Origin of the sequence: Asticcacaulis sp. (assembly GCF_027484505.1) — a bacterium.
Classification (GTDB): Bacteria; Pseudomonadota; Alphaproteobacteria; order Caulobacterales; family Caulobacteraceae; genus Asticcacaulis.
Genome location: NZ_JAIXSV010000182.1, coordinates 1 through 8,546 on the forward strand (window position 1 = coordinate 1; position 8,546 = coordinate 8,546).

Annotated in this window: 10 protein-coding genes; 3 read left to right on the plus strand and 7 right to left on the minus strand. The window is 61.2% G+C overall.

The window, feature by feature from the left end:
- On the plus strand, window positions 1–248 hold a 248-nt coding region (locus tag Q0072_RS11190), incomplete at its 5' end, for a glycerol-3-phosphate dehydrogenase C-terminal domain-containing protein (protein WP_298329861.1).
- Window positions 249–836: 588 nt separating this feature from the next.
- Here the strand turns inward: Q0072_RS11190 and Q0072_RS11195 are convergent.
- A complete protein-coding gene (locus tag Q0072_RS11195; RefSeq protein WP_298329864.1) occupies window positions 837–962 on the minus strand; it encodes a hypothetical protein in 126 nt (41 codons plus the stop codon).
- Window positions 956–1,732 carry a site-specific integrase gene (locus Q0072_RS11200; protein WP_298329866.1) on the minus strand — a complete coding sequence of 259 codons (777 nt, stop codon included), beginning with the start codon at window positions 1,730–1,732 and terminating at the stop codon, window positions 956–958. The genes Q0072_RS11195 and Q0072_RS11200 overlap by 7 nt, the downstream gene beginning before the upstream one ends.
- Window positions 1,733–1,999: 267 nt before the next feature.
- Between Q0072_RS11200 and Q0072_RS11205 the strand changes: the two genes are divergently transcribed.
- On the plus strand, window positions 2,000–2,962 hold the full coding sequence (locus Q0072_RS11205) for a hypothetical protein (RefSeq protein ID WP_298329869.1): 963 nt from the start codon (window positions 2,000–2,002) through the stop codon (window positions 2,960–2,962).
- On the opposite strand, the gene Q0072_RS11210 is transcribed toward Q0072_RS11205, so the two are convergent.
- The gene (locus Q0072_RS11210) at window positions 2,963–3,973 is read right to left on the minus strand and encodes a hypothetical protein (protein WP_298329872.1); all 1,011 of its coding nucleotides are present in this window, start codon (window positions 3,971–3,973) and stop codon (window positions 2,963–2,965) included. It lies immediately after the preceding gene.
- On the minus strand, window positions 3,966–4,643 hold the full coding sequence (gene radC / locus Q0072_RS11215) for a RadC family protein (RefSeq protein ID WP_298329875.1): 678 nt from the start codon (window positions 4,641–4,643) through the stop codon (window positions 3,966–3,968). Before radC ends, Q0072_RS11210 begins: the two co-directional genes overlap by 8 nt.
- Window positions 4,644–4,927: 284 nt before the next feature.
- On the opposite strand from radC, the gene Q0072_RS11220 reads away from it, so the two are divergent.
- Window positions 4,928–5,998, plus strand: a complete 1,071-nt coding sequence (locus tag Q0072_RS11220) for a Fic family protein (RefSeq protein WP_298329878.1) — start codon at window positions 4,928–4,930, stop codon at window positions 5,996–5,998.
- A 62-nt stretch (window positions 5,999–6,060) separates the two neighbouring features.
- On the opposite strand, the gene Q0072_RS11225 is transcribed toward Q0072_RS11220, so the two are convergent.
- The 3 genes from Q0072_RS11225 to Q0072_RS11235 all read right to left on the minus strand — a co-directional run.
- The gene (locus Q0072_RS11225) at window positions 6,061–6,480 is read right to left on the minus strand and encodes a hypothetical protein (protein WP_298329881.1); all 420 of its coding nucleotides are present in this window, start codon (window positions 6,478–6,480) and stop codon (window positions 6,061–6,063) included.
- Window positions 6,477–8,417 (minus strand): AAA family ATPase, encoded by a 1,941-nt coding sequence (locus Q0072_RS11230; protein WP_366941801.1) that lies wholly within the window; start codon window positions 8,415–8,417, stop codon window positions 6,477–6,479. Before Q0072_RS11230 ends, Q0072_RS11225 begins: the two co-directional genes overlap by 4 nt.
- Window positions 8,350–8,546, minus strand: a 197-nt coding sequence (locus Q0072_RS11235; RefSeq protein WP_298329886.1) for a hypothetical protein, incomplete at its 5' end; no start/stop codon positions are given. The genes Q0072_RS11235 and Q0072_RS11230, both read right to left, overlap by 68 nt.

Below are 8,546 nucleotides of genomic sequence, written 5' to 3' on the forward strand. Positions count from 1 at the left end.
CACCCATGCATCCCGACCTGCCCTATGCCCTGGGGGAGGTCGCCTATGCCGCCCGCCACCTGATGGCCCGCACGGTGGAGGACGTACTGTCCCGCCGCACCCGCGCCCTGCTGCTCAACGCCCACGCCGCCATCGCCGCCGCCCCCGCCGTGGCAAAAATCCTGGCCGCAGAACTCGGCCGCGACGACGCATGGATCGAGGCACAGGTCACCGAATTCACCAAAGTGGCAGAAGTTTACAAGACGTAAGTGGAAGGTTGCTGGCCCGCCTTCTTATCCATCCGCTCATACCGTCACCCCGGCGAAAGGAAAGGCCTTTCGCAAGGGATTGGTAAGAAATGGTTATTTTAAGCCAAAATCGCCTGTGCAGGAGTTGTGCAGGTTTTGCCGCCGTTGGACGGGGGATTCTGCCCCTCCGGGAAGGGTGATCGTGGCCGTTGGGGATGGACAATACAGCCCTTGCCGGTAGCTGCAAGGGGCTTTTGGGCATTCCATTGGGGCATGTGTTCCTCCGCCCCCCGGCGCATACGCGATGGCTGACGGATAGAAGCGGCCCATGTCGGGCTGGCAAGGCGGCTGTTTCCGCGCCTGCGGCTTGTGCAGCAGCGCCCCGTGAACGGCGCTGGGGCGGTCTGTGACTGCCCGACAGCGTGGCCGCTGAATCCTCCGCACCATCGCGCAATGATGCGCGGGGAACCAAGGAGGAACATCATGACCCTGACAGAATTCGCCCTTATCCTCAACGCATCGGCCAGCCTGATTGCGGCCATGTCCCAACTGGTGGCCGTGTGGCGCTCATCCTGAGCGCCCCGGCTGCCCGGCGAGGCAGCGGGGGCATCACCGCCTGTTGCGGTGTCGCCATGCGCGGAACTCGTCGCGCACCAGCAATGCCAGCAACAGCACCAACGCGGCGAGCTGGATGTAGCTCCCATAATAGAGCACTGCTTCGGCGTATCTCAGCATACGCCCGCCGAAACCGTCAATGCCCCGCCTGACAGGGGGACGTTGGCAAGGAAGCCGTGGATGGCCTGGCGGTAGCGGTCGTTCTCGCGGCGCAGGGCGTCGAGGTCGTGCTGCATCTGCCGCCGCTGTTGCCCCTTGCCACCTGCGGCGTGGGGCGGGGGCGGATGGATTGCCATCGTGTGCGCTGCCTCGCGCGGGCCTGCCGTCCACCACACCAGCCGGGCGAAGGCGCGCTCTTCGCTGCCCATGGCGTCGATATACACCATGGTCATGCGCAGGCTGGCATGGCCCATCCAGCGCTGGATCAGGCTGGGCGGCACAGCGCGGGTGGCGCAGCGCACGCCGAACGCATGGCGCAGGCCCCGGATGGTCGCCATTCTGCCGCTGATGCCCGCCTGCGCCATCGCCTGCGCGATGAAACGCCATGCCGTGGCGCGATGGACATGCCACAAGCGGCCATCGTCGCCCACCGGCATCGCCCGCAACTGCTGCAACAGGAATGGCGGCAATGGCACCCGGCGATGCACCGTGCGGCGGCGTTTCAGGGTGGCCAGCACCACACCTTCCGCCGGGTCGATCTGCGGGCGGGTGAGAGCCAGCGCTTCGGAGATGCGGCAACCGGTGTAAGCCACCACGTAGCACAACAGTCGCCTGCTGTCGGGCAGACGGTCGGCGGCACTCAGGAAGCGTAGCACCTCGGCTTCGTTGAGGTATTTGCGTTGCCCGGCGGCATCATATACCTGCCAGTCACCTGCGGCCTGCTGTGCCATGGTTCCGCCCTCCCTGCTGGCGTGCAACGAAATCGGCAATAGGGTTGCACGGGCTTTTCCGTGCGTGAGCATATCCGCCACCGCTGCCACCCATGCAAAATACAGGGTGGTCATCCTGTCCAGAAAAACCATGTGAGTTAGAGTAAATCCGGCAACAAAATTGCCGATACTGTTGCACGGTGTCATCATCCGGTGGTGTTTGACTTGGCTGGAAACGCCTGAACGCAGGCTATACGGACAGTTCATCTACAGGGTGGAGTTTATCGAATGTCCCCGTCCATCTGGCGGCTGGCGATGGCTGGCTGCGTTTTCGGTGCTGTTTTTGTGGCTCCGGCGGGCCTTGCCGCTGTGGATGGCTTCGCGCAACCCATTCAAAATTTACCAAAAATTAATCTTCTCCAAACTGTCACACACATAAGCAATGGGCTTGGTAAGAAGGATGTAGAGCCAAAAACTATTTCACGCACAGATAATTGGAGATTCGTTATGGCCGAAGCAACGCAAAGACCACAAATACTCGAAGGAGTCGCACGACTGGATCGCGCTGCCGAAGTTTTCCCAACGGAATATTACCTGAACCGTTACCAGTGCATGACTGGTCTCCGAGCTCAAGGCATCGACGAAATGCGAGAGAACTCCGGCAACCCCAAAGAAGGGTTTAACGTAAATGATTTTTGTCTGCGTGTGCTGGATGTGAGTGCAGATACGGAGCTGAAGCTCAGCGCTCTCAATGGTCGCCAACCCGATGCCCTCCTTGACCGCCCTGATAAAGGATTGCTGCGCCCATACATGGCTATCGTGGCCGACAAGAAGGTAAAGCCAACGCGAGAGAATGCCGAGATGGCTGTGAATGCCTACCTCAAGGCTCTGGACGACCCCAAAGTCGCTGCCAAAACTACCTCGCATATGATACCGCTGGGTTCCGGCGAAAGCCTTGTGCTGGTGCCGGGCGTTGCTTTCGATGCCGCTTTTACAAAGCGTGTGCTGGACTACATCAGGAATCCAGCCGCCCCTCTGCCGAAACCAACACAGTCGCTGGAAGAAGTGCGTGCTGATGCCGAACAGGCATTCCGCAACCATGGAATCACCTCTGGCGAGGCTGAAATTGGCGGCTATGATTACGGCATCTACTACATCAATCGTGGCAAGCAAGTGGCCGAGAACGCTGCCGGTGATCGAACCGCCCAGGCTGCACCGCAGAACCAGCGCATTGCTGCCGGGCGGCGCTAGCTATAACCTCGGGATCACTGACAAGTTGGGCTTCTGGGCGCTTGTAGCGGTCGGTTCTTTGGAACTGGCCGGACAAGCTTCTTGGCATTCATAGGATTGCGGCGCGATTTCGGCCAGTTGCTCTGCTATGACCAGCCGATCCGCCATCGGCTGTGCAGGCCCGCCATAAATGGGATTCCGCTCTGCTCTCAGTTGAATTTCACTTAGTACAATTTGATCACGAAGCATACCTATGTCGCCGTTCTCGGCCAGCTTTGCATTCTCCGCCTGCGACTGCGCAATCTTTGCCGCGCGCTGCTCATCGGACAGCGAAATGTCTGCCTGTATTCGTATCTCCTGAATCTGGTTCAGTTTATTCAAAGCATCGCGGACTTTATCCTCAATGCCGCTTGCTGCTGCCGCGCCCGCAGTATCACCGACAGCCAACGCGCGGTTTTTCGCTATCCCTGCCAATATCAGGTCGTAATCAAGTTTGCGACGAGCGGCAACGGCCTTTTCTTCTTCCGTTTCCGCTTTGTCCATCGCATCCTGCAAGGCAGTGCGCTGTGCCTTCTCTTCGTCGGTGAGATAGGGATCGAGTTTCGAGAATGCTTTATCCACGACTTCCATCGACTCTGAAAGGCTCTCCCACAGCTTGTGGCGCTTTTCTTCGGCGGAATGCTCGTCGTGAAGCAGGTGGCTGGTTTCAGTTTTCTTCGCGTCCGTCAATACCTTGAAATCTGCCACCGCTTTCTCTGCGTCGTATGACGGTTCAGTCCGATACCGCTCAAGGATTTCAAGCGCTTCACTGGCCATGTCGGGCGGGATGGCCTCCAAGTCCAACGGCGGTCGCTCCAGCGCGGATATCGAAGCGGCCTTGTGCTCCGCGTTGTCCGCCATACCGCTATCCTCCGCAAGCGCAGCGTCGGCCAAACGGACACCTGATGGCCGCGCTACCGCCATGGCCTGTTGGCGAGCCAACAGCATCGCAGCATCAGCATTCTTCGGTTCAACTTTTTCAGTATCAAGCATCGGTCAGTTTCCCGTTACCGCGAAAGGAATATTGGCCGACAGGCGACACGATCACATGGTCATGCACCACGACGCCTATCGTTTTGCATGCGGCGACGATTTTGTCGGTGTTGGCGATGTCCGCTTCGGAAGGCGTCATGTTCCCGCTGGGGTGATTGTGAACCAGATTGATGCCGACTGCCCCCACCTCCAGGGCGCGCTTCACGATCACGCGCGGGTAGACCGGCGTGTGGTTGACCGTGCCGCGCCACATGGTTTCATCGTGCAGCAGGACGAACACATGGTTCGTGAACATGACGCGAAACTCCTCCACGGGCTGATGGCCCATGGCAAAGGAGAGATATTCAAGAAGCGGCGTATGGCCGTTGAGCAATGGCCGCCCCTCCACAGCCGACCGGAGGCTCCGTCGCAGGGCCAGACGCAGCAGTTTAAGGCGGCCAATGTCCGCCGGGAGAAGGCCAGCATCCAACAGGACAGCCTCAGAAGCGTGCATGACCGCTGCCAGCGAACCGTACTTTTCCAACAGACGATGGGCCGTTGTGCTCTCGAACGCATCCGAGGCCAGTAGCATTTCCAGAATTTCGGCGTCCGTCAGCGCCTCATCGTGGGCGTTCAAGATACGGGTCAGAGATGCACCACGCTGACCGGATATATCGGTAAATACTTCCATGATTCTCACGTTCAGTTCTTAATGATACAGAACGTGTATTGCGCGAATATGTGCCTTTATGGCTTTCTTATAGCCAAATATAGGTGATAATTATTAATAAATTCTTTCTATTTTTGATTTTTATTTACTAACGATTGATTTGCACTCCTGCTCATTTGGAGATGAGATAAGGTGTCGATGAGGGGCCGGACGCCTCATGGGTCATCAACGTGATAACTGACGTTTATCCGACATTTAACAGCGTTTTAAGTGACATTTATCAGCGTATCCGCTAGGATGTGCCTATGTATCAGCCCATTTTCCGCATCACCCCCGGTATCAGTAAGGCGCTTATGGCCATTGAGGCCGTGCGCCAAAGCATCATGGCGTTGCCCATCGACATTGAGATGCTGGCATCGTTGCGGGAAACGGCGCGGCTCATCGCCACCCACTATTCCACCCAGATTGAGGGGAACCGTCTTACTCAAGTGGAAGTGCAGGAAGCCATTGCCGGTGCCTGCTTTCCGGGAAGGGAGCGGGACGAAACCGAGGTGCGGAATTACTACCGGGCTATTGAGGAAGTGGAACGGCTGGCTCAGCAAGTCAGCCCGCTGCGAGAGGTGGATATTCAGCGCATCCACGGTCTGGTCATGGATGGGCAGGCCAAACCCACGCCCTATCGGGATGGCCAGAATGTGATTCGTGATGGGGCGTCGGGCGGTATCGTCTACATGCCCCCAGAGGCTCCCGATGTGCCCGGCCTGATGGCCGATCTCGTCGGATGGGTGGCCGAAGCCATGGCAGGTGGGGAACTTCCAGCCCCCATCATTGCCGCCGTCGCCCATTACCAGTTTGCCACCATCCATCCCTATTACGATGGTAATGGGCGCACGGCGCGGCTGCTGGCAACGCTGCTCCTGCACAAGGCAGGCTACGGCCTGAAGGGCATCTACAGCCTTGAAGAATACTACGCACGCAATCTCGGCGGCTACTATAAGGCCCTGACGGTTGGGCCATCGCACAACTACTATATGGGCCGCGCTGAATCCGACATTACCGGCTTCGTCGCCTATTTCTGCGAGGGCATGGCCGATGCCTTCACAGCAGTGCGGGCACAGGCCGCGAAAGCCGCGACACGGGGAGCAACAGACCATGCCCCCTTGCTGCGTCGCCTCGACCCAAGGCAACGCCGTCTGTGGGAGTATTTGAGGCTACAGGGCACTGCCACCAGCGCCGACATCGCCACTCACCTCGGGCTTAGCCAGCGCACTACTGTGGAGCTTTGCCGCGCATGGGTTGCCAGCGGCTTCCTCGCGCTGCACGATCCGTCGCGTAAAAACCGGTCGTATCGGCTGGGGGATGCGTTTGAAGAATGAGCACTGCAAGCAATATGGGCCAGATGCCTTAAATTGCGCGCCTTTCATTCCACCAACAAGCACTACTGGCCTCCCGCTGGTGTCCGGCTCACCTCCGTCACCTCCACCCGCTGGATGACCGGCGCGTCCATCCCCACCGCCTTGCCGTCATGCTCGTACATCTCCATGAGGGTGTGCGCCATGATGGCCTGCATGATGGCTTTCAGGCCGTGCCCCTGCATGGTGACGGCTTTGCCGCGATGGGTGAAGCTCAGGAACTCGGCCCCGCTGGCCCGGCGTAGAGCCAGGTTGTCGAGGTTGTGGTACAGGAAGCCGTCCATGTCGCCAGTGGCGCGGTAGAGGGCAAACCCCACCTGGACGCGGCTGCCGCTGCGGAAGCCCACGTACTCGCCATCGGCGGGCGGCGGCAACGCCGCTTCGGCCTGCCCCTGGGGGGCGGTTTCGCGCTGGCGGATGATGTCTTTATAGATGTTGCTGCTCATGGGTCGATGCCGCCGGGTCTGGGCTTCGGGTCATGCGACGGTTTGGCATTATATCCCGTCTGACGGGCATTGTCATCAACTCCGGGTTGAGTGCCGATGTCCGGGCGGGGTGGTGCCGGGCTGTCCGGCGCGTGCTCCATGCGGTTCCGCCAGAAGGCGCGCAGGCGATCCCAGCGGCCACCGGATTCCTTGTCCTCATCGGCAGCGGCCCGCATATCGGCGGCTGCCTGCCGGACGGTGCGGCGATGCATCAGGTCGAAGGCGTCCACCACGCGGCGGAATGCCGGGCTGTAGCGGCTGGGGGGCTCGCTGGGGGCAGATGGCGCAGCAGGCGGGGCGGAGGTGGCAGGCGGTGGCTCCACCGGCTGGAACTGGATGGCCGCGCGGCATTCATCCGGTCGCCCCATCTGGCGGGCGAGTTGGTTGAGGTCGTTATCGCGGGCCTTATCCTTTGTCCATTGCCCCTGCACGAAGGTGACATACCCGGTAAGGCCCCGGCGCTCGGCAATTTCGGGATGGGCGGGTGCCCAACGGGCAAACGCCTTCTCGGCCTGCTGGCGCTGCGCTTCCGTCAACCCGTCCAGCCCGCCTTGCATGCCCTTCCACGGGCCTGCGCCGCGCACCGTTTCACGGCTGGCGAAGAGGTGCATGGTGTCGGCGTGGCGGCTGGCTCCCACATAGGAGGTAGCCGCCCCCTCACTGCCGCCATGGAGGCGATAGGAAATGTCCACGGTCGCCCCTTGGCCCTTATACACCGTGCCTGCATAGCCATGCTGGAAGGCATTGAACTCCCCCGCCTGCTGGTTCTCGCCCACCGTGAAGGACAGCAGGCGCGGCGGCTCCTCCTTCCGGGCGTCGAGGGCGATGGTGAGGTTCATTCCCTCAATAAGGCGGATGGTGCCTACGACACCGTTGGCCAGCCCGGCTTGCCGGTCGGCCTTGCGGTAGGCGCTGCCGGTGAGCTGGATACGGTCGCCCACGGCAAAGACGGTCGAACCGCCCTGCACGGGCAAGGCATGATCCGGCCCCAGCATGCCGCGCGCCCGGTGAACCTCGCGTAGCGCCTGATTCACGGCCTTGGCGTCGGCGTTCGTATGGGTGAAGGCGAAGCGCCGTGCCTGCGGCTGCGCCGTCAGGTTGGCGGCATACTGCTTCGCCAACGCGGCACGGGCCTCGTCTTGCGTATCCGACCACTGGATGAAACCCTGCCGGTCGAAGATGTCCAGCGCCTCACGGAACCGGCCTTCATGCATGGCATTGAATGCCCGGCGCTGGCCCCCAGCATCCGGGGCATGGTCGCGGATGCGGTGGATCTCCGACAGTTCGGAAACCACGTCCCCATGGTGCTCACGCAGCGCACCGAACAAGCCGCCATGCAGGTAGGCGCTGGCAAGCTGGCGGTCGTCGCCCACCAGCACCAGCTTGGCCCCGGCATGGTTGGCGGCCATCAACAGCCCCAGCATGTCGCGGGTGGAAAGCATGGATGCCTCGTCCACCATCAGCACTGTGCGATGGTCCCACCGCGCCCGCTGGCGAAAGACATCCTGCATGGCCCCAGTGACGGTACGCACCTCCCCGAAACCGTCACGCTTCATGTCCTGTATCACCTTATTGGTGAAGGACAGGCCGATGACGCGCGCCCCCTCCGCCTCATAGGCTTGCCGGATGGCGGCCATGGTGTAGCTCTTGCCGGTTCCGGCCTGGCCCGCAATCATGGCAAGCGCTTCCGGGCCGGTCGCACGCCGGAAGGCAAGGTACTGCTCGGGACGGGTCGGGCCGAACTCCCCACGCTCCATGATCGCCACGCGGGTGTTCTTGGCGCCCATCGGCTTGTCACCGGGATGACGAAAGAAAGGGCGATCCCCCCGCTCACCCCACCCGGAACCGGAAACTGACCGGCCCCACCGGAATGCGGTAGCGGGGCAGGGCGCGGCCATCCAGGCTCCAGCCCGTGTCACCGCCCACACCGACCTGGGCCGCGTCGATCAGCAGGCTGCCGACAGGTCCTGGCTGGATATCGCTGCTGTGCCAGGTGCCCAGCGGGCGGACCTGCAAATCGGCATAGG

Bases quoted from the DNA above. Each gene is read 5' to 3' on its own strand.
- Q0072_RS11195 (WP_298329864.1), bottom strand. From the start codon at position 962: ATGCTGAGATACGCCGAAGCAGTGCTCTATTATGGGAGCTACATCCAG.
- Q0072_RS11200 (WP_298329866.1), bottom strand. From the start codon at position 1,732: ATGGCACAGCAGGCCGCAGGTGACTGGCAGGTATATGATGCCGCCGGG.
- Q0072_RS11205 (WP_298329869.1), top strand. From the start codon at position 2,000: ATGTCCCCGTCCATCTGGCGGCTGGCGATGGCTGGCTGCGTTTTCGGT.
- Q0072_RS11210 (WP_298329872.1), bottom strand. From the start codon at position 3,973: ATGCTTGATACTGAAAAAGTTGAACCGAAGAATGCTGATGCTGCGATG.
- radC (WP_298329875.1), bottom strand. From the start codon at position 4,643: ATGGAAGTATTTACCGATATATCCGGTCAGCGTGGTGCATCTCTGACC.
- Q0072_RS11220 (WP_298329878.1), top strand. From the start codon at position 4,928: ATGTATCAGCCCATTTTCCGCATCACCCCCGGTATCAGTAAGGCGCTT.
- Q0072_RS11225 (WP_298329881.1), bottom strand. From the start codon at position 6,480: ATGAGCAGCAACATCTATAAAGACATCATCCGCCAGCGCGAAACCGCC.
- Q0072_RS11230 (WP_366941801.1), bottom strand. From the start codon at position 8,417: ATGGCCGCGCCCTGCCCCGCTACCGCATTCCGGTGGGGCCGGTCAGTT.